Source organism: Zunongwangia atlantica 22II14-10F7 (genome assembly GCF_002094855.1).
Lineage (GTDB): Bacteria > Bacteroidota > Bacteroidia > Flavobacteriales > Flavobacteriaceae > Zunongwangia > Zunongwangia atlantica.
Genome location: NZ_ARYN01000006.1, coordinates 96258 through 120252, shown reverse-complemented (window position 1 = coordinate 120252; position 23995 = coordinate 96258). Strand labels below are relative to the sequence as shown.

Here is a 23995-nt window from a genome sequence, read left to right as displayed (position 1 = left end):
CAAAGTTTACATTAAAACAATAATTACGTAACATTAAATTAACATTAAATACATAAATAACTTATTTACAGCAATTTAAATATTATCATTTCATAACATTGTGTTTACATAGTGATTAATTTTAGGCTGTTTATTTACTCAAACCACATTTACTTATTACTTTTGCCCCACTAAAATTTTACGAAAACAACTATGTACAGAAGTCATACTTGCGGTGAGCTTAATTCTTCCAAAATTGGGAACGAGGTAACGCTTTCAGGATGGGTGCAAAAAATTAGAAATAAAGGTTTTATGATCTGGGTAGATCTTCGCGATCGCTATGGGATTACTCAGCTTATTTTTGATGAAGAAAGATCTTCAGAAGACTTAATGAAGAAAGCTGCAACCTTAGGCCGTGAGTTTGTAATTCAGGTAAAAGGTGAAGTTATAGAAAGGGAGTCTAAAAACCCTAATATCGCCACAGGTGAAATTGAAGTTTTGGTAAAAGAACTTGCCATTTTAAATACTTCTTTAACTCCGCCTTTCACTATAGAGGATGAGACAGATGGTGGTGAAGATTTACGAATGAAGTACCGTTATCTTGATATTCGAAGAAATCCAGTTAAGAATAAACTGGTTTTTAGACATAAAGTTGGGATGCAGGTTAGAAATTATTTATCTAATCAGGGATTTATTGAAGTCGAAACACCTTACCTTATTAAATCTACTCCAGAAGGTGCCAGAGATTTCGTAGTACCAAGTAGAATGAACGAGGGGCAATTCTATGCACTACCGCAATCACCACAAACATTTAAGCAGTTGCTTATGGTTGGTGGTATGGATAAGTATTTTCAAATCGTAAAATGTTTTAGAGACGAAGACCTAAGAGCAGATCGCCAGCCAGAATTTACACAAATCGACTGTGAGATGGCTTTTGTAGAACAGGAAGATATTCTAAATATATTTGAAGGTTTAACAAGTCACCTTTTAAAGGAAATTAACGATGTAGACGTTGATACATTCCCAAGAATGACGTACGATGAAGCAATGCGCAAATACGGCAACGACAAACCAGATATTCGTTTTGGGATGGAGTTTGCCGAGTTAGATGCTATTGCAAAAAACAAAGGCTTTAATGTTTTCGACCAACAAGAATTAGTTGTAGGTATTGCCGTTCCTGGTGCTGCATCTTATACCAGAAAACAAATCGACGCTTTAATAAACTGGGTGAAGCGCCCACAAATTGGAGCAAACGGACTTGTTTGGGCTAAATACAACGAAGACGGTAGCTTAAAATCTTCAGTAGATAAATTCTATACTGAAGAAGATCTTAAAGAATGGGCACAGGTAACTGGTGCAAATCCTGGAGATCTAATTTTAGTAATGGCTGGTGATACCAACAAAACAAGGTCTCAGTTAAGTGCATTACGTATGCATCTTGGTAATGAGCTTGGGCTTAGAAAATCTGATGAGTTTGCGCCACTTTGGGTGATCGATTTCCCGCTATTAGAATGGGACGAGGAAACCGAACGTTACCATGCAATGCACCACCCGTTTACTTCTCCTAAAGTTGAAGACATTCCTCTTTTAGCTACAGATCCAGGAAAAGTAAGAGCTAATGCTTACGATCTTGTATTAAATGGAAATGAAATTGGTGGAGGTTCTATAAGAATTCACGATAAAGAAACACAATCTAAAATGTTCTCTCATTTAGGGTTTACTGAAGAGGAAGCAAAAGAACAATTTGGATTTTTAATGAATGCATTCCAGTACGGTGCACCACCACATGGCGGTATCGCATTTGGATTCGACAGATTAACAGCAATTCTTGGCGGGCAAGAGACTATTCGAGATTTTATTGCATTCCCTAAGAACAACGCTGGCCGCGATGTAATGATCGATGCTCCTTCTAAATTAGATGAAGAGCAACTAAAAGAATTAAGCTTAAAATTGAATATTGAATAAAAAACGAAAATCCTGCTTTAGAGCAGGATTTTTTTGTCATAACCCAAAATTGGAGGTTTAGCAGATGTTTTTAAAAGCAGTCCCTGGATTACAAAAGTTTTTGCTGTGGAAGACAAAGCATCTTTCACAACAGCAGTTCATTTTAATTCTTAGTGCTATTATTGGCTTTACGGCGGGTTTGGGCGCCGTCGTCATTAAAAACCTCACGCATTTTATACAAAATCTGCTTGAAGGAAATTTAATCGCCAACTACCATCATGCATTTTATTTTATATTTCCAATCATAGGATTGGCTCTAACGGTATTTATCATAAAGAAGATCCTTAGAAAACCGGTTGGCCATGGGATACCTTCAACACTTTATGCTATTTCTAAAAGAAAAGGGCTTATGCGCTCTTTCCAGATGTATGGCTCTATTCTTACGGCCCCATTAACTGTTGGTTTTGGAGGATCTGTAGGATTAGAAGGCCCAACGGTTGCAACAGGAGCCTCTTTAGGTTCTAATATTTCTCGCTTATTTAGAATGAACCAAAGTGCCCGCACATTACTTATAGGCTGTGCGGCTGCTGGAGCAATGTCTTCTATCTTTAAGGCCCCCATTGCTGCAATTATTTTCGCTATAGAAGTATTTAGCCTGGATTTAACGTTGGTAAGCATGTTACCTTTATTAACAGCATCGGTTTCCGCGATTCTTACTTCTTACTTTTTCTTTGGTTCAGATACCATTTTACCATTCGAGCTTAGAGATGATTTTACAATTTCTGAAGTTCCATTTTATATGATTTTAGGCTGTATTTGCGCATTAGGCTCGATGTATTTTACAGTGATTTATTTCAGAATAAATACACTCTTTGGTAAAATTGAAAATAAATTTACCCGATTATTACTGGCGGGCACCGGTTTAGGAATTATCGTTTACTTTATACCTCCACTTTATGGTGAGGGTTACGGCGTGATTAATAATCTTTTAGCCGAAAATTATATTCAGGCATTAGGCACTAACTTTTTAAACGATTTTCTAGATAATATCTGGGTGGTGATCCTTCTACTTGCGGGCTTGGTGGTATTTAAAATATTTGCGACTTCACTTACTTTCGCTGCCGGTGGTGTAGGTGGGATTTTTGCTCCGGTGCTTTTTATGGGAAGTGCATTAGGCCATTGTTTTGCTTTAGTGGTAAATCATTTAGGTATTACAGATAAACCTATTTCAACCAGTAGTTTTACCATGGTGGGAATGGCCGGTTTAATGGCCGGAGTTTTACATGCTCCCCTTACTGCCATTTTCCTTATTGCTGAATTAACCGGAGGATACGAACTGTTTGTGCCGTTAATGATTACCGCACTTATTTCTTATATGATCACAAATACCGTACAACCACACTCAGTTTACACATTAGAACTTGCCAAACGCGGTGAACTTTTAACACACGATAAAGACCAAACGGTATTAACCTTGCTGAATATAAACCAGATTATCGAAAAGAATTTTATTCCTCTAAAAGTGAATATGACTTTAGGTGATGTTATCCATGAGGGTGTTATAAAATCTTCTCGAAATATTTTCCCAGTAATCGATAAAAATGAAAATTTTATGGGGATCATTCTCTTGGATGATATAAGACCAATAATGTTTAAACAACATTTATATGATGAAATTACTGTAAGTGATATCATGCAAAGAGCGCCAGACATTATCGATTTACAAAACGATAGCATGAAAACGATAATGAAGAAATTTCAGCATAGCGCAGCATGGAATTTACCTGTGGTTAAAGAAGATAAGTATGTTGGATTTATCTCTAAATCTAAAATGCTTACCGCATATCGCCAAAAATTGATTGAAGTTACCGTTTAAAGAAAGGACGATTTTATGAAGATAATAATGAAGATTTTAGGAATAGCTATTTTAATAGCCATAGCAGTTGGATTTTATTTTAGGATTGCAGAAGATGATATTGTAACTGGAGATCGTATTATAGGTATTGCTGTTCTAACCTCTTCTTTTGTATTGATGCCTATATTTTTAGTAGTTCGTTGGAGAGGTAAAAAGCTAGAAGATTATACCTTAAGCCCAGAGAATATGAAAAAAATGCGGGATAAGGGCATAGATTAGCACTTTTATAGTCTTGAAAAAATTTTCAGAATCTTTCTATTTTATTGAACCATTGTCAATAATATTATAGTATGTTTGTACTTTATTAATTATTATTTTATTACAATGGAAGGTACAGTTAAATTTTTTAATGAATCTAAAGGTTACGGATTCATCACCAACGACGACACAGGAAGAGATATCTTCGTTCACGTTACAGGGATCGAAGGAGATGCTCTAAATGAAGGAGATAAAGTGGAGTACGTTGAGAAAGAAGGACGAAAAGGTCTTAACGCAGACCAGGTTCGTGTTATTGGATAGTGCATATAGATTAGATTATATATATAGTATTCAAATGCAAAAGCCGCTCGATGAGCGGCTTTTTATTTTATATACATTTCCTATAGTAGGCTTACCTCAGGACTAACCCAAAAGAGGCATTTATTTGAAAATCTTCTTTATTACAATACACCCCGATAGCTATCGTGACTAGAGCATCTAATCTCGATTATCAAGTAAATTTTACTTTACTACCAATTGTGCTTTTATTCCATTTAGCATAGCTTCAGTTAAAGCCACAATATCAAAATTGTGCGACCATCCCCAATCTTCTCTTGCTGCATTATCATCTATACTAGAGGGCCAGCTATCTGCAATATCCTGTCTAAAATCTGGTTCGTAAGAAATTTCGAAAGTCGGAATATACTTTTTAATTTCTTCAGCTAAACTTTCAGGCGTAAAACTCATCGCTGCCAGGTTATAAGAAGATCTTACCTTAATTGCTTCCGTAGGAGCTTCCATAATATCTACCGTAGCCTTTATCGCATCTTCCATAAACATCATTGGTAAAGAAGTTGAAGCAGTTAAAAACGAAGTATACTTCCCATCTTTAATAGCTTCATGAAAAATCTCTACAGCATAATCTGTAGTTCCACCACCAGGTAAAGTTTTATAACTTATAATACCCGGATAACGAATACTACGAACATCCACGCCATATTTTTTATTATAATAACTACACCAACGCTCTCCTGTTTGCTTACTTATACCGTAAACGGTAGTAGGTTCCATAATAGTAGTTTGTGGTGTATTTTCTTTTGGAGTTGACGGGCCAAAAACAGCGATACTCGATGGCCAGAAAACCCTTTTAATCTTCTTATCCTTAGCTAGATTTAATACATGGAACAAAGAATCCATATTTAAACCCCAGGCTTTCATTGGCGCTTTTTCTCCAGTAGCACTTAACATTGCAGCCATTAAATAAACATCCTCGATTTGGTGCTTTTCTACCAGGCCGGCAATCTGCTCATAATCCATTGCGTTGGCGATCTCAAAAGGTCCGCTTGCCATAAGTTCTTCACTTCCCTCTCGAATATCACTGGCGATTACAGCATCGCTACCATGAATTTCACGGAGTTTTAAGCTTAATTCAGTTCCTATCTGGCCACTTGCGCCAATAATCAAGATTTTTGTGGGCATACGCTTAAAAATTTTTTGCAAATATATTTATTTATTGCGAATATAATTTGCTAAATCGTTTAATCAAAGCGAGTAATTATGTAATTTTTAAGATTGAAGAAATTATATGGCTTTAGTATTTTAATCGTTTACATTTGTAATATCAAAATTTGATAATGAAGCGAGCAATTTTCGGAATACTATTGATGATTTTGGCCTCCTGTGTTCAGGATTCGGAAAAAGACAAACCCCAGATAAAACCAAGGGAAACTGAAGCTTTCACCAAAGAATTTAAGATCAAAACGGCTATTTTGCCATTAGAAAGTTCTGCGAAAAAATACGCTCTTACCTGGGCGCCTTATATTGTTTTAAATAACGAAGTGCAGCAATTAGAAACAACATCTGTTAATAAATTAATCGATAACTCCTCAGCAATTGCGCAACTTACAGAAAGTTTACAAAGCTCCTTACCAGATTCTTTAAGATCTACACCTGTACAATCTCGTTTACGTGTGCTTACTACTAAAGCTAAAGTTTTAGAACAAAAAGCTCACTTACAAAGTATAAATCCAGAAGAAATAAAAGAAGTTGCTCAAGATATCCCTATGGAATTCAACAATCTTAATATTCAGCTTAATGAATTATTTATTGAAACCATTGAAGATTTTGAAGCAGAGTTAGACCGCCTTGTAGAAGAAAACCGTTTAAGACAGGAACAAAAAAGAGATAGCCTGGAAGCTGAAAATCAGGATTAGCACTTAGAGATTTATTGTATCTTCAGCAAAAATAAATCTCATGAAAAAACAAGTATTCTCTCTTATCTTCTGTTTTTTGGGCATCTTAGGTTTTTCCCAAACCATGCCCTATCAATCTAACAACGATCAGGCTAAAACCGAAATCACTAAAGTGATAGATGCCTGGCACAAGGCCGCTGGTGAAGCCAACTTTAAAAATTACTTTGATTTAATGAGCAAAGACGCCGTATTCATTGGCACAGATGCTACTGAAAACTGGCAAATCGACGAGTTTAAAGCTTATGCAAAACCTCATTTCGACAAAGGACGAGCCTGGGACTTTACTGCTATAGAAAGAAATATTTATCTAACCGACCAAAAAGGAATTGCATGGTTTGATGAATTACTGGATACACATATGGGAATTTGCCGAGGTTCTGGAGTGATGAAATATGTTGAAGACGAATGGAAAATAGCTCATTATGTACTTTCCATAGAAATACCTAACGAAAATGTAAACGAAATAACCAGCATCAAAAAAGATTTTGACAGCAAAATGTTACAGCAGCTTAAAACAAAAAATTAGCGATATTGGTGATCCTGTAACATAAATCTTAAAAATGCGTCTGTTTTATTACATTAGCAACAATTTTAAAAACACATCAACATTCAAATGAAAAAAATAACTAATGCGGTTTGTTTATCCTTAATTGGCGCTGCAATGATTGGCTGCCAAGACAAGGATAAATCTTCCGAATCTGAACAAGAAGAAATCCATGGTATCAACCTGGCTTACATGGATACTACCACCAGCCCTAAAAGCGACTTCTTTCGTTATGTTAACGGAACCTGGCTGGATGAAACTGAAATTCCTGGTGACCAGACAACCTGGGGTAGTTTTAATGAACTTCGTGAAAACACAGATAATGATGCCCTGGCATTATTAAATGAAGCTTCTAACGATCCAAACTTAGATGCCAGTAGCGACCAGGCTAAAGCTGTAAATCTTTATAAAACTATTATGGATACCGTTGCTCGTAACGAGCAGGGAGTAAAACCAGTTTTACCTTATTTAGAAAAAGTAGATGAAATTTCTAGCAAAGAAGATCTTCAGGCTTATTTAACTGAAGCTTCTAAATATGGCGGTGGTGGCTTCTTCTCTTTTGGCGTTCGTGCAGATGCTAAAAACAGTAGTCAAAACGCAGCTTACCTTTACCCAGGTAGCTTAGGTTTACCAGATCGTGATTATTACGTTGCAGATGATTCAGATTCTAAAGAGAAAAAAGCAAAATATGAAGAGCATATTGCACGTATGATGCAGTTTTTAGACTACTCTGAAGATGATGCGCAAAAATTTGCCAAAACTGTAGTTGAATTTGAAACTAAACTGGCAGAGCCAAGATTGGATAAAGTAGAGCGTCGTGATGCACGTAAAACTTACAATCCTATGACGGTTGCTGAACTACAGGAAATGGTACCAGCAATTAATTGGGATAGTTATTTCGAAGAAATTGGCGCAGGTAAATTAGATACTATTATCGTATCTCAGCCAAAATATATGAAAGCTATGCAGGATCTTTTAGCTGAAAATGATGTAGATACCTGGAAAGCTTATTTAAAATGGACAAGTTTTGATGCTGCTGCAGGAATGCTTTCTACTGAAATTGAAACTGCTAACTGGGACTTTTATAGTAAAACTCTTAGTGGAGCTAAAGAACAACGTCCTAGAGACGAAAGAGCTTTAGGAACCGTAAACGGTATGGTTGGTGAAGCTTTAGGAAAGCTTTATGTTGAAAAACACTTCCCTCCAGAAGCTAAAGAAAAGGCTCAGGAAATGATTGCTAACGTAATAAAAGCTTACGAAAAGCGTATCAATAACCTTAGCTGGATGAGTGAAGACACTAAGAATAAAGCTATCGAAAAATTAGGAACCACAACTATTAAAGTTGGATATCCAGATGAATGGGAAGATTACGGTGACTTAGAAATCACAGGATCTGAAGATGGTTCTTATTTCCAAAACGTAATGAACGCCCGTAAATGGAGAACTGCCGAAAATATTGCAAAATTAGGCGAGTCTGTAGACAAATCTGAATGGTATATGTCTCCACAAACGGTTAATGCTTATTACAACCCAAGTTATAACGAGATCGTGTTCCCAGCTGCAATTTTACAACCACCTTTCTACGATTACAAAGCAGATGCTGCTGTAAACTATGGTGGAATTGGAGCCGTAATTGGTCACGAAATTTCTCACGGATTTGATGATAGCGGTGCTCGTTTTGATGCTGAAGGAAACCTTAACAACTGGTGGACAGACGAAGATCTTTCTCAGTTTGAAGGCCTTGGACAGGATCTTGCAGATCAATACAGCGCTATCGAAGTTTTAGACAGCACCTTTATTAATGGTGAATTTACCTTAGGTGAAAATATTGGTGATCTTGGTGGTGTAAACGCTGCTTACGATGGTTTACAAATGCACTTAGCAGAACATGGAGATCCAGGAAAAATTGACGGGTTTACTCCAGAGCAACGTTTCTTCTTATCTTGGGCTACTGTTTGGCGTACTAAAATGCGTGATGAAGCTTTAAAAAGCCGAATTAAAACAGATCCTCACTCTCCTGGAATGTACAGAGCTTACGTTCCATTACAAAATATTGATGCGTTTTACGAGGCATTTAATATTAAAGAAGGAGATTCGATGTATGTTGCACCAGATGATCGTGTAAAAATCTGGTAATTGTAATTATAACCGATATTATAAAAAAACCGATGCTTTTTAAAAAGCATCGGTTTTTTTTATATTCTTGAATATTTAGTACTCTCTAAATAATCGTATCCTTTAAAAATTGTTCTTTCTTTTCAGGATGATCGATCATATAATGCAAGCCTCTACTTTCATTTCTACGTAAAGCCGATTTTATAATCATATAAGCCACTGTAGTAAGATTTCGAAGTTCTAATAAATCTTTTGTGATTTTAGATTTACTATAGTAAGATTCTACTTCTTCATAAATAACAGACATCCTCCTTGCTGCGCGATGTAATTGCTCTTTAGAACGTACAATCCCCACGTAGTTCCACATAATATTTCGTATTTCTCCAAAATTATGTTTAATCAAATACCATTCGTATTGGCTGTAAACTCCGCTTTCGTCCCATTGCGGTATTACAATATCTCTAAATGGTCGTAATTGTTTTCGTTTAGCTTTTTCTGCAGCTCTATGGGCAAAAACCAATCCTTCTAATAAACTATTACTTGCTAATCTATTTGCTCCATGAACACCTGTATGCGCTACTTCGCCACAAGCATATAAGTTTTGCATGGATGTTTGCCCAGAAAGTGACGTCATTACACCTCCACAACTATAATGTGCAGCTGGCACTACTGGAATAGGTTTTTCTGAAATATCTAAATTAATATTCTCTAAACAGTTTTTATAAATATGAGGAAAACGTGTTTGCAACTCTTCTTTAGGAAAATGCGTCATATCTAAATACACACATTCTTCTCTGCGTTCTTTCATTTCAGAATCAATACTTCTGGCTACCACATCTCTTGGTGCTAATTCTAAACGCTCATCATACTTTTTCATAAAACGCTCTCCATCACCATTTCGAAGCAAACCACCATGACCGCGTAATGCTTCAGAAATTAAAAAAGATTCACTTCCGGGGTTATAAAGTGCTGTTGGATGAAATTGTATAAACTCCATATTAGCAATACGAACTCCCGCTCTATTGGCCATAGCAACACCGTCTCCAGTAGCAATTTTTGGGTTAGTACTATGCAAAAAGGCTCTGGAAGCACCACCAGTGGCTAACATTGTAAATTTAGCCTGAAATGGAAACACATGCTCTTCTTTTGCATTAAGCACATAAGCTCCAAAACAAATATTAAAAGCAGATTGTAAATTATTTAATACCTGATGTTCTGTAATTAGATCTAACGCATAATGATCTTCGAAAATCGAAATATTTGGGTGCTTTTTTGCTTTTTCCAGAAGCACATTTTGTACCGCGGCACCGGTTAAATCCCGAACATGCAAAATTCGATGTTCTGAATGCCCACCTTCCCGGGCTAAATCATAATCTTTATTATTTGCCTTTTTATCAAAATTAACTCCTAATTCAATAAGTTCTGCAATTCGCTCAGCGCCTTCTTTAATTAAAACTTCCACCGCATCCTCATGGCAAAGCCCAGCTCCGGCTACATGAGTGTCTTTAATATGCTTCTCGAAATTATCCTCTTTATCCCAAACAGCAGCAATCCCGCCCTGCGCATATTTTGTATTACTTTCAGAACCATCGGTTTTAGTTACAATGTTCACCGTTCCAAAATCTGCAACCTTTAAAGCATACGTTAATCCGGCAATTCCGCTACCAATTACCAGAAAATCTGAAGTATATATATTTTCCAATGCAGTAAATCTATAAATTAAGTTTAGCAGAGATTTCTAGCATTTTTTCAATCGGCTTTCTCGCTTGTTCGATTTGTTCCTGTGCTAAATGAAGTTCAGGCTGCTCATGCTCTAAGCATAAAAATAGCTTTTCCATTGTATTCAATTTCATATAAGCACAATCGTTACAAGCACAAGTAGAATCGTTTGGAGGAGCCGGAATTAATGTTTTTTCAGGATTATCTTTTCCCATTTGGTGTAAAATACCGCTTTCAGTAACCACAATAAAAGTTTGCTTTTCGCTTTTTTCTACGTGTTTTAATAAAGCAGTGGTAGAACCTACAAAATCGGCTACTATTAAAATTGGTTTTTCACACTCTGGATGCGCGATTATCGACGCCCCTGGATTTTCCTCTTTCAGTTTTAATATTTTTTCTAAAGAATATTTTTCATGTACCATACAAGCGCCATCCCAAAGTACCATATCTCTTCCGGTTACACTATTAATGTAATTTCCTAAATTCTTATCTGGCGCAAATATTAAAGGCTGCTCTTTAGGAAAACTATTTACAATAGCTTCTGCATTACTCGAAGTACAAATCACATCAGAAAGCGTTTTAATATCGGCTGTACAGTTAATGTATGATATTACTTTATGATCTGGATATTTAGCTTTAAAAGCAGCAAACTTATTTTTAGGAGCCGATTCAGCCAACGAGCAGCTTGCTTTTAAATCTGGGATAATTACTTTTTTATTCGGATTTAGAATTTTAGCTGTTTCTGCCATAAAATGCACTCCTAAAAAAACAATAATATCGGCATCTGTATTCGCGGCCTTTTGCGCTAAACCCAGACTATCACCCGTATAATCTGAAATATCCTGAAGATCTCCGGTGATGTAAAAATGCCCTAATATTACTGCATTTTTCTCCTTCTTTAATCTTTTAATTTCTTCAATTAAATTTAAATTTCTATCGACAGGAAAATTTAAAAATCCTTCTTTTTCGAGCATCGTTGTTTGATCCATTGTTCTATAAATTTCAATGTTCAATTAATAGTGTTAATATAGATTTACGTAATAACGTGGGTAAGTTGTAATTCTAAAATTGTAAAATCGTTTTTGCTTTAACTCGCAATTGATCACCAGTTATCTAAAGCGCCTTAAAATTACGGCTTTTTTTAACGCCTGCCATTATATCCAGCCACTTTATACAGTTTAAGATTATAAAAATTAGCCTTCTTTTTTCGTTAAATAAAAGCACATTAAGCTTGATTGAAAAAGACTAACAGAGTTTAAGACGAATTTACTTTAGATCAACGTCCCTATATTCTAGGCAACTGTTTGGCTTACTAACGCATAATAGTAATGTCTTTTAAGCCAGAACTTAAGTAACATTCCAAAAAAAATTAACGCCTTTGTTTTCATTTAAAAACATAGGTGCTAAGGTATATTCAATAATAAATAGAAGACTTGATATACATTAGAACGGGAAATTGTATAAAAACCTGGAAAGATTTTAAAATTTTAAACAAAAGCCTAAAGTTATCTTCAGGCTTTTGTTATTAAAATTGTTTAATTTCACGATCTAATTTAAAGCATCTTATGAAACGTTTCTTTTTAGGCATTTGCAGCTTTTTCTTTTTAATGTCATGTACTAATGAAGCTGAAAATTTTGATTGGCTGGTGGGCGACTGGAAACGTGTAAATGCTGAAAAAGAGTTCAAAACCTTCGAAAGCTGGCAAAAAAATAAGAAAGAATATGCTGGTTTTGGCTATACAATGCTAGAAAACGATACCATTTTCCAGGAAGATCTAAGACTTTATAAAGAAAACGATCTTTGGACGCTTGAAGTTACCGGAGTAAACGAAGCACCAACTCCATTTGTGCTTTCAGAATTAAAACCTGAATATTTTATTGCTGAAAATGACACGAACGAATTCCCAAAAAAGATCATTTACAAGCTTGACAATGACACTTTAAAAGCGAATGTTTCTACAAGTGAATTTGATGTTGATTTTGAATTTGTGAAAATTCAGGAGTAACCTTAGAGAGGTATCACTAAACATTTATTAAAATAAAATCTATACTGGAGTCCTCCCGAAGAATAAAAGGAAAGGGACATTTGATCTTAATTATTGAGTAGATCAGAAATAGAAAAAAGCATCTTCAATAAGTTCGATTTTGGTTCCGGAAGCATTTTTGACAATGGCAACGATATCAAATCTAATTTCAGCATCAATATTTTTAACCTCAGCATAGTGATTCATCGCCAAAACCAATCGCTGAATTTGCCCAGATTTTACAAATTCCTGCGGATTCCCAAAATGTGCCGTACTTCTGGTCTTTACCTCTACACCGACTAAAATTTCATCTTTAAAAGCGATAATATCGACTTCAGCTTTCTGAAATCGATAATTTTTTTCCAAAATCTTATAGCCGTTCTCCTTTAAAAAAGCAATGGCCAGCCCTTCCCCTTTTTTACCAAGTTCGTTGTGACCAGCCATAGTTTTAAAATTTTATTTGAAGTTTTTTCAGCAATCATAGAGGCTAAAAAGGTATTTCTTACCTAACAAAAGCATACAGAAGTTTAATCGCGATACATGATCGTCGAAACCTTTAGATTCAAAGCTTCGATCTCTTCAGGAGTAGCATCGATCATTCGGTCACCATAAAATTTATCGGCTACTTTGCCTTGAGGGTTTAAAAACACACGGATGTTTGAATCTTCTAGCTTTCCGCCGTTCCAATCTACAGCACCACTATAATCCCAGCCAAATCCGTAGAATTTTACTTCTTTTCCGTTAATCTTGGTAAGCTCGTCGTAAGTAGTTCCTATTTTGATTCCTTTTGCCGAACTCCATTTTCCCTCTTCAGAATAACTAATATCGAAAATCGATGTTTTAGACTCATTTTTCCAGGTGATCAAAATTTCATCTTCAGTTCCTGGATATAAAATCGTGTAAGGACGTTCTACCGTTCCTTCTTCCATCATTTCGCTACCATTTTTAGGATTGGCATCGCTGTACATCCCCAAAACCTGTTCGTAGTTCTTATTCTGAAGAGATTCGATCGTATATTTATCGCTTTTTACCGCTTTTTTACTTCCGCCGCAAGCCACAAGACTTATACTTATGAATAATAAAAGTAGTTTTTTCATTTTGGTTAGTTTTTCCTGAAATTTGCAGTCCGATTAAAGGACAATTTATGTTCAAATGATTAGTTTCTGAAATTTGTAAAAAATCACATCGATTTTCGTACAATATCGAGATACTAAATTAGAAACAAATTGAAAGGCGACATGGTGTTTTGCAAGAATTTAACGCGTATTATAACGCAGTTGCTTACCTTTACGCCTTTAAAATTTATCCCTATAAAAATGAGGATGAATTTTATACAATATTAACCCCACTAAAATGGGGACGATTGAGAAAATCTCGGGTGGCCGAGTAAACTACCTCAGGGCAAGTTCGTGAGGTACAAATTAGAAAATTATTTTTATTTCGAGCGATGTCTCGAAGCATATAATCTCGATTATCGAGTAAAAGTTAAAACAGAAAATGAGTAACACGCCAAAAAGATATACAATTACGGCAGCTTTGCCTTACACTAATGGGCCAATACATATTGGGCATCTATCGGGAGTTTACGTTCCGGCAGATATCTATTCTCGATTTTTAAGAATGCAGGGACACGATGTGGCTTTTGTTTGCGGTAGCGACGAGCACGGTGTGCCTATTACCATTAAGGCGAAAAAAGAAGGAGTTACTCCGCAGGATATTGTAGATAAATACGACGGAATCATTAAAGATTCGTTTAATAACTTCGGAATTTCTTTTGATAATTATTCAAGAACTTCAGCTGAAATTCATCATAAAACAGCTTCAGCATTCTTCAAAAAACTTTATGAAGATGGTAAGTTTATTGAAGAAACCACAGAACAACTTTATGATGCTGAAGCGAAACAATTTCTTGCCGATCGTTTTGTAACCGGTACCTGCCCAAAATGTGGTAACGAAGAAGCTTATGGCGACCAGTGTGAAAGCTGCGGAACTTCGCTAAATGCCACAGATCTTATTAACCCAAAATCGGCAATTACCGGTGCTACACCAACTTTAAAAGAAACAAAACACTGGTTTTTACCTTTAGATCAATATGAAGACTGGTTAAAAGAATGGATTCTTGAAGGTCATAAATCTGATTGGAAACCCAATGTATACGGACAGGTAAAATCCTGGATCGATGATGGTTTACGTGCCAGAGCCGTAACCCGAGATCTTGACTGGGGAATCCCGGTACCAGTTGAAGGTGGCGAAGGTAAAGTACTTTATGTTTGGTTTGATGCGCCAATTGGCTACATTTCTTCAACTAAAGAATGGGCAGAGCGCGAAGGCAAAGACTGGGAACCATACTGGAAAGATAAAGACACCAAATTGGTACATTTTATTGGGAAAGATAATATCGTTTTTCACTGTATCATTTTCCCGGCGATGCTTAAAGCACACGGCGATTATATTTTACCAGACAATGTACCTGCCAACGAGTTTTTAAATTTAGAAGGTAAAAAATTATCGACTTCTAAAAACTGGGCAGTTTGGTTGCATGAATATTTAGAAGATTTCCCAGGCCAGCAGGATGTATTGCGTTATGCGTTAACGGCAAATGCACCAGAGGCTAAAGACAACGACTTTACCTGGAAAGATTTTCAGGCTAGAAATAACAACGAGTTAGTAGCTATTTTTGGAAACTTTATTAACCGCGTGGTGGTTTTAACCAATAAATACTACAAAGGTGAAGTTCCTACTCCGGCAGAATATTCTATGGTAGATGAAGAAACCATTGCCGCTTTAAAAGCTTACCCGGCAGTAATTGCCAGTTCTATCGAAAAATATAGATTTAGAGAAGCGCAAAGCGAATTAATGAATCTGGCTCGCTTAGGAAACAAATACCTGGCTGACGAAGAGCCGTGGAAACTGGTAAAAACCGATGAAGAACGCACCAAAACAGTTATGTATGTGGCGCTACAAATCGCATCTGCACTGGCAACACTTAGTGAACCTTTCTTACCTTTTACTTCTAACAAACTAAAAGAAATTCTGAAGTTTAGCGCAGAAGAAAGAAACCTGAATGAAGGTGAACTTTCGCAGTGGGATAAAATCACCACTCGTGAAGCTCTTTTACCGGCAGGTCATATAATTGGTAAAGCCGAATTACTTTTCGCTAAAATTGAAGATGAAAAGATCGAATTACAACTTCAGAAATTAGAAGCTTCTAAAGCTGCGAATGCTAAAGCTGATGAAAGTGTAGAACCACAAAAAGACACTGCTACTTTTGAAGATTTCACCAAAATGGATCTTCGTGTAGGAACCATAATTGAAGCCAATAAAATGCCTAAAACCAAAAAACTAATGGTTTTAAAAGTAGATACAGGATTGGATAAACGAACTATCGTTTCTGGTATCGCAGAGCATTTTAAAGCTGAAGAATTAATTGGAAAAAAGGTGACCGTTTTAGCGAATCTTGCCCCAAGAAAATTACGTGGCGTTGAAAGTGAGGGAATGATCTTACTTACCGAAAATGCTGAAGGCAAACTGGTATTTGTAAACCCAGATGAAGATGGTGTTACCAATGGTGCAACGATAAATTAAAAATTGAAACGGCTGAAAATAATTTCAGCCGTTTTTTATTTACACTATGCTCAAAATTGCCTTTCACCCCATTTACAAGCATCCGTTGCCAGAAAAACATCGTTTCCCGATGGAGAAATATGAGTTGTTACCTAAACAACTTCTACATGAAGGCACTTGTGAAGAGCAACATTTTTTTAGTCCGAAACCGGCAGATTTAGAAAATATTCTTGCGGTTCACACCAAAGAATACGTCGAGAATTTAACGAATCTTAGCTTAGATCGCAGGGCGATTAGAAAAACCGGTTTTCCGCTATCGCAGGAGCTTGTAGATCGTGAGATTATTATTGCCGGTGGTACGATTGAAGGCTGCCATTATTCTTTAGAACACGGAATTTCTATGAATATTGCCGGCGGTACGCATCACGCCTATAGCGATCACGGTGAAGCCTTTTGCCTGTTGCACGACCAGGCGATTGCTGCGAGGTACCTTCAGAAGAAAAAATTAGCTGAAAAAATACTCATTATCGATCTTGATGTTCATCAGGGAAATGGTACGGCTGAAATTTTTCAGAATGATGATTCAGTTTTTACATTTTCGATGCACGGAAAAGGAAATTATCCTTTCAGAAAAGAAATTTCAGATCTCGATATTGAAGTTCCCGATGGCTCCAAAGATGAATATTATCTAAAAACTTTAAAGGAAACGCTACCCGGTCTTATTGAAAAAGTACAACCCGACTTTATCTTTTATCTATGCGGAGTAGACATTCTGGAAACCGACAAACTTGGCCGACTTTCCTGTAGTATCGCAGGATGCAAGGAACGTGACCGATTTGTTTTGCAAACCTGTCACGACCTAAAAATCCCGGTACAATGTAGCATGGGTGGCGGCTATTCTCCAGAGATTAAAGTAATTATCGAAGCTCACGCCAACACCTATCGCTTAACGCAACATATCTATTTTTAGCTGGCTTTCAATTTCTTCATGAATTTGACGAATTCTGGCTGAAATTCTTCAAATAAAGGATGCTTTTTATTTTTCAGCATTACTTCGCTAAACAATTTTAAACCCAGAGCAAATTCGGTTGCTTCGGCTTCGGTTTCAAAAAGTTCTTTAGATTTTACAGCATCTATAATTCCGAAAATCTCATCATGATTTCCAAATTCAAATTCGATATTTTGATGCTTTACATCTTCTTTTAGAGTAGATACTGTCTCTAACTTAAGTCGGTAAACATTAGCTTTCTTTGCCATTTTCTTTTTTATGCAAATTACCACATCCTAAAACTAAGGCGGTATTTTTTTAAAATAGATTCACTAACATTTTTGATAGCTTACATCTATTCTTTCAACACGAATAAAAATTAAGCCTATACAGCAGGATACGTAAATCACAATTAATAAATAATTTTATTGATATATTTAAATTATATTTATTAAATTCTGACAATTTATTTATCAATAATAGCATTTTGAAAAACAAAGCAAAAAAATACTGGCGCGAAAACCTCAAATATCTCTTTATCCTTTTAAGCGTATGGTTTATTGTCTCCTTTGGAGCAGGAATTTTATTCAAGGATTTTCTAAATCAATTTAAACTTGGTGGTTTTAAGCTGGGATTTTGGTTTGCACAGCAAGGTTCAATTTATGTTTTTGTGATCCTAATTTTCATTTACATACACTTAATGAATAAACTGGATAAAAAATATGGTTATGCTCAATAATCAAAACCTACACTTTTAAAACTCACTCACTTTTAAGATTATACTTATGGATGTTCAATTATGGACCTGGATTTTAGTCGGCATTAGCTTTACGCTGTATTTTGGTATAGCAATTTGGGCCCGGGCTTCCTCAACTAAAGATTTTTATATCGCTGGTGGCGGCGTTTCTCCGTTGGCCAATGGAATGGCAACCGCAGCCGATTGGATGAGCGCAGCTTCCTTCATATCTATGGCAGGACTTATCTCATTTAGCGGTTACGATGGTTCGGTTTATTTGATGGGCTGGACGGGCGGTTATGTACTTCTCGCGCTTTTGCTTGCTCCCTATCTTAGAAAGTTTGGGAAATTTACAGTTCCAGATTTTATCGGCGACCGTTACTATTCTAACTCGGCTCGAACTATTGCCATTATTTGTGCTTTAATTGTTTCGTTTACGTATGTGGCCGGGCAAATGCGTGGCGTAGGAATTGTATTTTCTCAGTTTTTGCAGGTAGATATTACCAAAGGTGTTTTAATTGGGATGGCGGTAGTTTTGGTTTTTGCTTTTTTAGGCGGAATGAAAGGAATCACATACACCCAGGTAGCCCAATATTGCGTACTGATCTTTGCCTTTATGGTTCCTGCTATTTTTATTTCTATCCAAATGACCGGAAATCCCTTTCCACAAATCGGGATGGGCGCCAGAGTTGAAGATGGCACTTTTCTTTTAGATAAATTAGACGAATTACATACACAATTAGGCTTTAAAGAATATACAAGCGGTACAAAATCTACCTGGGATATTTTTGCAATTACTTTTGCATTAATGGCGGGCACTTCTGGTTTGCCTCATGTTATCGTTCGGTTCTTTACGGTACCTAAGGTAAAAGATGCCAGAAAATCTGCCGGTTATGCTTTATTACTAATCGCTATTTTATACACTACGGCTCCGGCAGTTTCGGTTTTTGCCAGAACAAATTTGATCACTACCGTAAATGAAACGGCTTATACCGATTTGCCCGACTGGTTTAAAAACTGGGAAAATACCGGATTAATTTCCTGGACCGATAAAAATAACGACGGAAAGATCCAATATCGAAATTCAGATGCTGTAAACGGAAAACCAGTTTTTACAGAGGAAAGAGGTAAAAATGGCGAACGAATTATTAGTAATCCCAGCACTGCTGAAAATGAATTATATGTAGACAAAGACATTATGGTTTTGGCCAATCCAGAGATCGCGCAATTACCAAATTGGGTCATTGGTTTGGTGGCTGCCGGAGGTTTGGCTGCTGCATTATCTACTGCCGCAGGTTTGCTTTTGGTAATTTCTACTTCTGTTTCTCACGACCTTGTAAAAAAGCAATTAAAACCTAACATTTCAGACAAAGGTGAACTTTTAATTGCGAGAATAAGCATTTTAGTCGCTATTATTGTTGCAGGTTTCTTCGGAATTTATCCACCTGGTTTTGTTGCCGCCGTCGTCGCACTGGCATTTGGTTTAGCCGCGGCTTCGTTTTTCCCGGCAATCGTTTTGGGGATTTTTGATAAAAGAATGAATCGCCAGGGAGCCGTTACCGGAATGATCGCGGGAATAAGCTTAATGCTATTTTATATGATTAGGTTTAAAACCGGATTAATAGGCATTATGGATCCGTTACCGGAAAGTGAATGGTGGTTTGGCACTTCACCTGAAGGTTTTGGCGTTATCGCTATGCTCATTAATTTTATCCTGGCAATAGTAATTTCAAGACTTACTCCTGCTCCACCAGAGAATGTGCAGCAAATCGTTGAAGATATTAGAATCCCAAGCGGTGCTGGTGAAGCTCAAATGCACTAAAAATTTAGGTTCAAATTATCGAATTTCAGCCTTAAGTAAAGTACTTTTGGACAAGCCTGAAAGGCATTCGTTAAAAGTAAATTTTTAATTTCGAGGTATTATATCCTCTGGCGATGCCAATAAAAAACAAAAAACTCCGTTTTCTTAAAACATAGGAAACGGAGTTTTTCAGCATTATATAAAACCTCAGCGAAAAAATTACTTGCCTAAAAGCAGAATTTCGTTGCAAATGATTTCGGTTATATAACGTTTATTTCCTGCTTTATCTTCGTAACTTCTACTGGTAAGTTTTCCGTCTACTGCGATTTCTTTTCCCTTAGGCACATAATTCTCTACAATATCTGCCGTCTTGCCCCAGGCCACCAAATTATGCCATTGCGTTTCAGAAACTTTTTCTCCTTTGGAATTTTTGTAAAATTCGTTGGTTGCAATAGAGAATTTTGCCAGTTTTTTACCTGATTCTAAATTTACAATTTCGGGCTCTGTGCCTACATGGCCAATCAATTTAACGCTGTTTCGTAAAGTACTCATAACTATAGAATTTAATTGTAATTGAAAATCATTCGTTCATTTCAACGCTGCAAACATAGAGCGCCAAAAAAGCCTTATTCGTCTGTAAACTAATTGTTTTCGTATAAATTCGTTTGTAAATGATTGTAATCGTTTAAAAACACAAAACATTCAATATTTAGAATTGATAATATTCTGCTTACTTCCATTATAAACAACAGTATTCCATTTACTTAACAATAGTTTTAACATAAATGCGTTTTATTCCCATCAACCATTTTATTTTCAATTGAAATCAAACATCACTAAGAGGCTACTTTCTATTATTAAGTACCTGGCCATTTATTATCTTTCTATCAAAATGATTTGCTTCGGAATTCCAAAATTGCTGTTTATGCAGTTTAGAATTCTGCATTACGAATCATTTTTACCTTTAGCCGAAATATCCAAATACCAACACATGTGGTCTTTCTTTGGAAGATCTTACAACTACAATATTTTTATTGGCCTTGCTGAACTTTTGATAGGAATTTTAATCGTTTTTAAAAGAACGCGATTAATTGCTTTATTAATTTCAATAGGAGTTTGTCTAAATATTTTGATTTTAAATATCGAATTTGAGATCTACTTTGCGCTTTCTCATATTATTTTAGATTTCGTTCTAAGCTTTCTATTGCTTTTAGAATATAGGAAAGATCTCTATCAATTTTTTATTCTGAATAGTGGCAGAATTAAACGATCCTTACTTCCGCAGAAAAAGGGATTTTTACATAAACTGCCCTTTCTATATGTTTTAATACTTCCTATTGGTTATGGCATATTTTCATACAACCTAAAATCTACAGTAGACGATACGGTGACAGGAAGTTATACGATTGAAGAATTTAAGATTGACGATAAAGATCTTGAAATTACCAAAGGAAAATTGGGATCTAGCCCAATGTTATTTTTAGAACACACTCACCAGGCAATAATTTCTATGAATGATTCTATTTACTACGGAAGATATTCAATTTATAAAAGAGAAATTAGAATGTATTTTGATCCTCCCGTAAACAAAATCAATTCGATCATTGGGCGTCTGGATAAAGAAAATTTAACAATTAATGGCGTGATGAATGATTCGATTCCTGCGATGATCGATTTAAAGAGATTGACAGAAAAAGAAGATTATTTGAATAATTTATATAATTAGAGACTTCGGAAGCAATTTAAATCCGAAAAACAATTATGATATGCACAAAACTTTAATCTCTTTGCTAAGATGGATGCCATCTGCGATCATTACATTGTTTTATATTCCGAATGCTTTAGACAAAATTTTAAACTCAAATCAAACAGAAAAAATTTTCGCCAATAGCGCGATAATGATCGCTACAGGAATATTTCTTTTAATCGCAACCGGATTATTTCTTTACCACAAGACAATACTTATTGGCACTTCTCTCCTAGCGCTTTATATGACTTTTATTGTGCTTATTCATCTGTACAAAGGCAAAGCCTACGAAGTAACGATTTTGATTGTAATGGCTACAATATTTGCTTCATTTATTAGAAAACCACAATTATTTCATTTGAAAAAAGAGGCAAAAATCAACAAATAAGTTCTAGTAAATTTTAGTTTAAAAGAAGATTTCTCTATTCCCTTAAAACCTTATATACGCAACCGATACTCAAAAATTAATATTAAAAACCTAAGATTCTTAGTATTTATGTTTATTTTAAAGATTCATTAGTCTAGTTATAGCCATTCATCAAAAATTCGTATCGTGAAAAACTTCATTTTCTTTTCTTTAGTCATCATTTTTTGCAGCCAGAGTTTTGCTCAGCAATTAGAAGGAAAGGTTCTGGATGCAGATACTAATAATCCTTTAGAAGGTGTTCATATCTATTATAACAAACAAGAAGCAGTAGAAATAACCGATAAACAAGGGAACTTCAGCATAAAATATAGAAAAGAGCATCTTGATGATAGCATTCATTTTTCTATTCTGAACTATAAAAAAACAGCGATAAGCCTTCGGGATTTAATATCAAGAAAAAGTCCGATTCTACTCGAACAAACTACAGAATCTTTAACCGAAGTAACCATCTCTAGCCAGACCAAGCATTTCAAAAATGTTCCGTATAAAAAATTAGAAAACCTGCCTTATGGATTGTTTGAGTTCGGTTCAGTCTTAAAAGATGGCAAAATTTATATCATCGCAGGGAATGCCACCACTCGTACAGACGATCTAAACCATAGATTATCGATTAATAACGAAAACATGTCTGATCCCAATGCGATGCTAAAACAGCTTTCTAAAAACAGTTTCTCCATTAATTTTGATGATTTTAGAGGTGACCTTTTGGTTTACGACATAGAAGCAGATCAATGGACTAAGAAATTAAAAAATACGTTTGCTGAACGTGCTATGAATGGTATGCTTGCTTACAAGGAGAAATTCTATGTTTTTGGAGGAAAAACTTTATCCAGAAATGGCAAATTCGAATATCTAGATAACACCATCGAGATCTATGATCCCAAAACCGACAGTATTCTGGTAGACGAAACCAATCCTCACATGGCGGTTAATGCGGCTTCTTTTGTTTACCAAAACAATTTGGTAATTATGGGCGGCTCGGTTAAAAAGAATAGAGAACGAGATACCAAAGAGTACACCAACAAAGTTCATTTACAGGATCTGGAAACCGGTTTATGGTACGAACTTGGCAATATGCCAGAAGCAAAGGAAACCCAGGGAATCCTAGTAGATAATAAATTTTACATGGTGGGAGGCTTTGCTGGTGAAAAACTTACGGGCATAGAATCTTACGATCTAAATACCAGAAAATGGCAACGTGAAGCGGTACTTTTTCAGGGAATGGCGCAACCGGCTTTAGCCAGTGCTGGTGATTTACTTTACGTATACGACGAGGGTAAACTTTGCACCTACAATCTTATTACCAAAAGCCTGAAGGAATATCACATCCCGGTGAAGCGACAAGCTTCTGCTATGCATATTTACGAGAATAAACTTATTTTAATAGGTGGCGTAAGTAGCTACAATTACAACTTTTTACCAAGAAATAGCGTCTACCAAATTAAGCTTGAAGATATAGAACATAGCGAAGTTATGCAATCTAAAAATTTTGGTGCACTTGCAAACTACTAAATTCCAGATTATTTGCTTATCTTAACTAAGCAAGAGAAATATAGTTTTTATAGAATGCCGGGCGATTTTATCTATTTTTAATCTTATTTCTATGGAAACAAAAACACCACTATGGTTTTGGATTTTAAGCATCATTTTTTTGTTGTGGAATTTAATGGGAATTGGCTCGTTTGCTGCCCAGGTTTTAATGACGCCGGAAGCTCTTGAAGCGCTCCCAAAAGCCGAAAGAGAATTATATGACTCTTACCCCAGCTGGACATATCTTGTTTATTTTATAGCTGTAATTGCAGGTTTTTTAGGCAGTTTAGGTTTACTTTTAAAAACAGGCTGGGCAAGAACATTATTTATTGTTTCGCTTTTGGCTGTAATTATACAAATGGGACATAGCCTTTTTGTTGCAAACGCTTTAAAAGTCTACGGAAATCAGGCATTGATTTTACCCATAATTGTAACTCTGGTTTGTATCATTTTAATATGGTTTGCCAATTTTTGCGCTAAAAAACCCTGGTACAACTAGAAAACTCGAAATT

General features: G+C 35.9%; 23 protein-coding genes. 16 read left to right on the top strand and 7 right to left on the bottom strand.

Going from position 1 to position 23995, the window contains the following annotated elements; all coding sequences use genetic code 11:
• Nucleotides 1–192 precede the first annotated feature (192 nt).
• The 4 genes from aspS to IIF7_RS07775 all read left to right on the top strand — a co-directional run bounded on the left by aspS (nucleotide 193) and on the right by IIF7_RS07775 (nucleotide 4357).
• The gene (aspS, locus tag IIF7_RS07790; RefSeq protein ID WP_084841124.1) at nucleotides 193–1944 is read left to right on the top strand and encodes an aspartate--tRNA ligase; all 1752 of its coding nucleotides are present in this window, start codon (nucleotides 193–195) and stop codon (nucleotides 1942–1944) included.
• Nucleotides 1945–2008: 64 nt separating this feature from the next.
• Complete coding sequence (locus tag IIF7_RS07785; protein WP_084841123.1) at nucleotides 2009–3799, top strand: chloride channel protein; 1791 nt, start codon at nucleotides 2009–2011, stop codon at nucleotides 3797–3799.
• A gap of 15 nt (nucleotides 3800–3814) precedes the next feature.
• Nucleotides 3815–4057, top strand: coding sequence for a hypothetical protein (locus tag IIF7_RS07780; RefSeq protein WP_176218921.1), 243 nt, complete (start codon nucleotides 3815–3817; stop codon nucleotides 4055–4057).
• A gap of 105 nt (nucleotides 4058–4162) precedes the next feature.
• Nucleotides 4163–4357: a cold-shock protein gene (locus tag IIF7_RS07775; RefSeq protein WP_084841121.1), complete on the top strand. Its 195-nt coding sequence runs from the start codon at nucleotides 4163–4165 to the stop codon at nucleotides 4355–4357.
• A 201-nt stretch (nucleotides 4358–4558) separates the two neighbouring features.
• On the opposite strand, the gene IIF7_RS07770 is transcribed toward IIF7_RS07775, so the two are convergent.
• Nucleotides 4559–5515: an NAD-dependent epimerase/dehydratase family protein gene (locus IIF7_RS07770; protein WP_084841120.1), complete on the bottom strand. Its 957-nt coding sequence runs from the start codon at nucleotides 5513–5515 to the stop codon at nucleotides 4559–4561.
• Between the two features lie 155 nt (nucleotides 5516–5670).
• Here IIF7_RS07770 and IIF7_RS07765 point away from each other — a divergent pair, with 155 nt between their 5' ends.
• From IIF7_RS07765 to IIF7_RS07755, 3 genes are all read left to right on the top strand, one after another.
• Complete coding sequence (locus tag IIF7_RS07765; RefSeq protein WP_084841119.1) at nucleotides 5671–6249, top strand: hypothetical protein; 579 nt, start codon at nucleotides 5671–5673, stop codon at nucleotides 6247–6249.
• A 40-nt stretch (nucleotides 6250–6289) separates the two neighbouring features.
• A complete protein-coding gene (locus IIF7_RS07760; RefSeq protein WP_084841118.1) occupies nucleotides 6290–6814 on the top strand; it encodes a nuclear transport factor 2 family protein in 525 nt (174 codons plus the stop codon).
• 87 nt (nucleotides 6815–6901) lie between these two features.
• Nucleotides 6902–8968: a M13 family metallopeptidase gene (locus tag IIF7_RS07755; RefSeq protein WP_084841117.1), complete on the top strand. Its 2067-nt coding sequence runs from the start codon at nucleotides 6902–6904 to the stop codon at nucleotides 8966–8968.
• 85 nt (nucleotides 8969–9053) lie between these two features.
• On the opposite strand, the gene nadB is transcribed toward IIF7_RS07755, so the two are convergent.
• The gene (gene nadB, locus IIF7_RS07750) at nucleotides 9054–10649 is read right to left on the bottom strand and encodes an L-aspartate oxidase (RefSeq protein ID WP_084841116.1); all 1596 of its coding nucleotides are present in this window, start codon (nucleotides 10647–10649) and stop codon (nucleotides 9054–9056) included.
• 10 nt (nucleotides 10650–10659) lie between these two features.
• A complete protein-coding gene (gene nadA, locus IIF7_RS07745; RefSeq protein WP_084841115.1) occupies nucleotides 10660–11655 on the bottom strand; it encodes a quinolinate synthase NadA in 996 nt (331 codons plus the stop codon).
• Nucleotides 11656–12231: 576 nt separating this feature from the next.
• Here nadA and IIF7_RS20820 point away from each other — a divergent pair.
• Nucleotides 12232–12672: a hypothetical protein gene (locus tag IIF7_RS20820; RefSeq protein ID WP_084841114.1), complete on the top strand. Its 441-nt coding sequence runs from the start codon at nucleotides 12232–12234 to the stop codon at nucleotides 12670–12672.
• A 102-nt stretch (nucleotides 12673–12774) separates the two neighbouring features.
• Here IIF7_RS20820 and IIF7_RS07735 read toward each other — a convergent pair whose 3' ends face one another.
• Nucleotides 12775–13134, bottom strand: a complete 360-nt coding sequence (locus tag IIF7_RS07735) for a YraN family protein (RefSeq protein WP_084841113.1) — start codon at nucleotides 13132–13134, stop codon at nucleotides 12775–12777.
• An 83-nt stretch (nucleotides 13135–13217) separates the two neighbouring features.
• Nucleotides 13218–13787 carry a hypothetical protein gene (locus IIF7_RS07730; RefSeq protein WP_084841112.1) on the bottom strand — a complete coding sequence of 190 codons (570 nt, stop codon included), beginning with the start codon at nucleotides 13785–13787 and terminating at the stop codon, nucleotides 13218–13220.
• Nucleotides 13788–14187: 400 nt separating this feature from the next.
• On the opposite strand from IIF7_RS07730, the gene metG reads away from it, so the two are divergent.
• Nucleotides 14188–16275, top strand: a complete 2088-nt coding sequence (metG, locus tag IIF7_RS07725) for a methionine--tRNA ligase (RefSeq protein WP_084841111.1) — start codon at nucleotides 14188–14190, stop codon at nucleotides 16273–16275.
• Nucleotides 16276–16321: 46 nt separating this feature from the next.
• Nucleotides 16322–17224 carry a histone deacetylase family protein gene (locus tag IIF7_RS07720; protein WP_084841110.1) on the top strand — a complete coding sequence of 301 codons (903 nt, stop codon included), beginning with the start codon at nucleotides 16322–16324 and terminating at the stop codon, nucleotides 17222–17224.
• On the opposite strand, the gene IIF7_RS07715 is transcribed toward IIF7_RS07720, so the two are convergent.
• Complete coding sequence (locus IIF7_RS07715) at nucleotides 17221–17511, bottom strand: DUF3861 domain-containing protein (RefSeq protein ID WP_084841109.1); 291 nt, start codon at nucleotides 17509–17511, stop codon at nucleotides 17221–17223. The genes IIF7_RS07720 and IIF7_RS07715 overlap by 4 nt on opposite strands.
• 215 nt (nucleotides 17512–17726) lie before the next feature.
• Between IIF7_RS07715 and IIF7_RS07710 the strand changes: the two genes are divergently transcribed.
• Both IIF7_RS07710 and IIF7_RS07705 read left to right on the top strand, forming a co-directional pair.
• Nucleotides 17727–17981, top strand: a complete 255-nt coding sequence (locus IIF7_RS07710; RefSeq protein ID WP_139801290.1) for a DUF4212 domain-containing protein — start codon at nucleotides 17727–17729, stop codon at nucleotides 17979–17981.
• Nucleotides 17982–18027: 46 nt separating this feature from the next.
• The gene (locus IIF7_RS07705; protein ID WP_084841107.1) at nucleotides 18028–19800 is read left to right on the top strand and encodes a sodium:solute symporter family protein; all 1773 of its coding nucleotides are present in this window, start codon (nucleotides 18028–18030) and stop codon (nucleotides 19798–19800) included.
• 198 nt (nucleotides 19801–19998) lie between these two features.
• Here the strand turns inward: IIF7_RS07705 and IIF7_RS07700 are convergent, their stop codons facing one another.
• Nucleotides 19999–20331 carry a single-stranded DNA-binding protein gene (locus tag IIF7_RS07700; RefSeq protein WP_084841106.1) on the bottom strand — a complete coding sequence of 111 codons (333 nt, stop codon included), beginning with the start codon at nucleotides 20329–20331 and terminating at the stop codon, nucleotides 19999–20001.
• 373 nt (nucleotides 20332–20704) lie between these two features.
• On the opposite strand from IIF7_RS07700, the gene IIF7_RS07695 reads away from it, so the two are divergent.
• The 4 genes from IIF7_RS07695 (at nucleotide 20705) to IIF7_RS07680 (ending at nucleotide 23982) form a co-directional block, all read left to right on the top strand.
• Nucleotides 20705–21505 (top strand): hypothetical protein, encoded by an 801-nt coding sequence (locus tag IIF7_RS07695; RefSeq protein ID WP_245801576.1) that lies wholly within the window; start codon nucleotides 20705–20707, stop codon nucleotides 21503–21505.
• A gap of 40 nt (nucleotides 21506–21545) precedes the next feature.
• The gene (locus IIF7_RS07690) at nucleotides 21546–21914 is read left to right on the top strand and encodes a hypothetical protein (RefSeq protein WP_084841104.1); all 369 of its coding nucleotides are present in this window, start codon (nucleotides 21546–21548) and stop codon (nucleotides 21912–21914) included.
• 165 nt (nucleotides 21915–22079) lie between these two features.
• Nucleotides 22080–23465 (top strand): Kelch repeat-containing protein, encoded by a 1386-nt coding sequence (locus IIF7_RS07685; protein ID WP_176218920.1) that lies wholly within the window; start codon nucleotides 22080–22082, stop codon nucleotides 23463–23465.
• 91 nt (nucleotides 23466–23556) lie between these two features.
• Nucleotides 23557–23982 carry a hypothetical protein gene (locus IIF7_RS07680; RefSeq protein ID WP_084841102.1) on the top strand — a complete coding sequence of 142 codons (426 nt, stop codon included), beginning with the start codon at nucleotides 23557–23559 and terminating at the stop codon, nucleotides 23980–23982.
• Nucleotides 23983–23995: the final 13 nt, after the last annotated feature.

What these genes read in the sequence shown, in the direction of transcription:
- aspS (WP_084841124.1), top strand. Translation starts at nt 193, where the DNA reads ATGTACAGAAGTCATACTTGCGGTGAGCTTAATTCTTCCAAAATTGGG.
- IIF7_RS07785 (WP_084841123.1), top strand. Translation starts at nt 2,009, where the DNA reads ATGTTTTTAAAAGCAGTCCCTGGATTACAAAAGTTTTTGCTGTGGAAG.
- IIF7_RS07780 (WP_176218921.1), top strand. Translation starts at nt 3,815, where the DNA reads ATGAAGATAATAATGAAGATTTTAGGAATAGCTATTTTAATAGCCATA.
- IIF7_RS07775 (WP_084841121.1), top strand. Translation starts at nt 4,163, where the DNA reads ATGGAAGGTACAGTTAAATTTTTTAATGAATCTAAAGGTTACGGATTC.
- IIF7_RS07770 (WP_084841120.1), bottom strand. Translation starts at nt 5,515, where the DNA reads ATGCCCACAAAAATCTTGATTATTGGCGCAAGTGGCCAGATAGGAACT.
- IIF7_RS07765 (WP_084841119.1), top strand. Translation starts at nt 5,671, where the DNA reads ATGAAGCGAGCAATTTTCGGAATACTATTGATGATTTTGGCCTCCTGT.
- IIF7_RS07760 (WP_084841118.1), top strand. Translation starts at nt 6,290, where the DNA reads ATGAAAAAACAAGTATTCTCTCTTATCTTCTGTTTTTTGGGCATCTTA.
- IIF7_RS07755 (WP_084841117.1), top strand. Translation starts at nt 6,902, where the DNA reads ATGAAAAAAATAACTAATGCGGTTTGTTTATCCTTAATTGGCGCTGCA.
- nadA (WP_084841115.1), bottom strand. Translation starts at nt 11,655, where the DNA reads ATGGATCAAACAACGATGCTCGAAAAAGAAGGATTTTTAAATTTTCCT.
- IIF7_RS20820 (WP_084841114.1), top strand. Translation starts at nt 12,232, where the DNA reads ATGAAACGTTTCTTTTTAGGCATTTGCAGCTTTTTCTTTTTAATGTCA.
- IIF7_RS07735 (WP_084841113.1), bottom strand. Translation starts at nt 13,134, where the DNA reads ATGGCTGGTCACAACGAACTTGGTAAAAAAGGGGAAGGGCTGGCCATT.
- IIF7_RS07730 (WP_084841112.1), bottom strand. Translation starts at nt 13,787, where the DNA reads ATGAAAAAACTACTTTTATTATTCATAAGTATAAGTCTTGTGGCTTGC.
- metG (WP_084841111.1), top strand. Translation starts at nt 14,188, where the DNA reads ATGAGTAACACGCCAAAAAGATATACAATTACGGCAGCTTTGCCTTAC.
- IIF7_RS07720 (WP_084841110.1), top strand. Translation starts at nt 16,322, where the DNA reads ATGCTCAAAATTGCCTTTCACCCCATTTACAAGCATCCGTTGCCAGAA.
- IIF7_RS07715 (WP_084841109.1), bottom strand. Translation starts at nt 17,511, where the DNA reads ATGGCAAAGAAAGCTAATGTTTACCGACTTAAGTTAGAGACAGTATCT.
- IIF7_RS07705 (WP_084841107.1), top strand. Translation starts at nt 18,028, where the DNA reads ATGGATGTTCAATTATGGACCTGGATTTTAGTCGGCATTAGCTTTACG.
- IIF7_RS07700 (WP_084841106.1), bottom strand. Translation starts at nt 20,331, where the DNA reads ATGAGTACTTTACGAAACAGCGTTAAATTGATTGGCCATGTAGGCACA.
- IIF7_RS07695 (WP_245801576.1), top strand. Translation starts at nt 20,705, where the DNA reads ATGCAGTTTAGAATTCTGCATTACGAATCATTTTTACCTTTAGCCGAA.
- IIF7_RS07690 (WP_084841104.1), top strand. Translation starts at nt 21,546, where the DNA reads ATGCACAAAACTTTAATCTCTTTGCTAAGATGGATGCCATCTGCGATC.
- IIF7_RS07680 (WP_084841102.1), top strand. Translation starts at nt 23,557, where the DNA reads ATGGAAACAAAAACACCACTATGGTTTTGGATTTTAAGCATCATTTTT.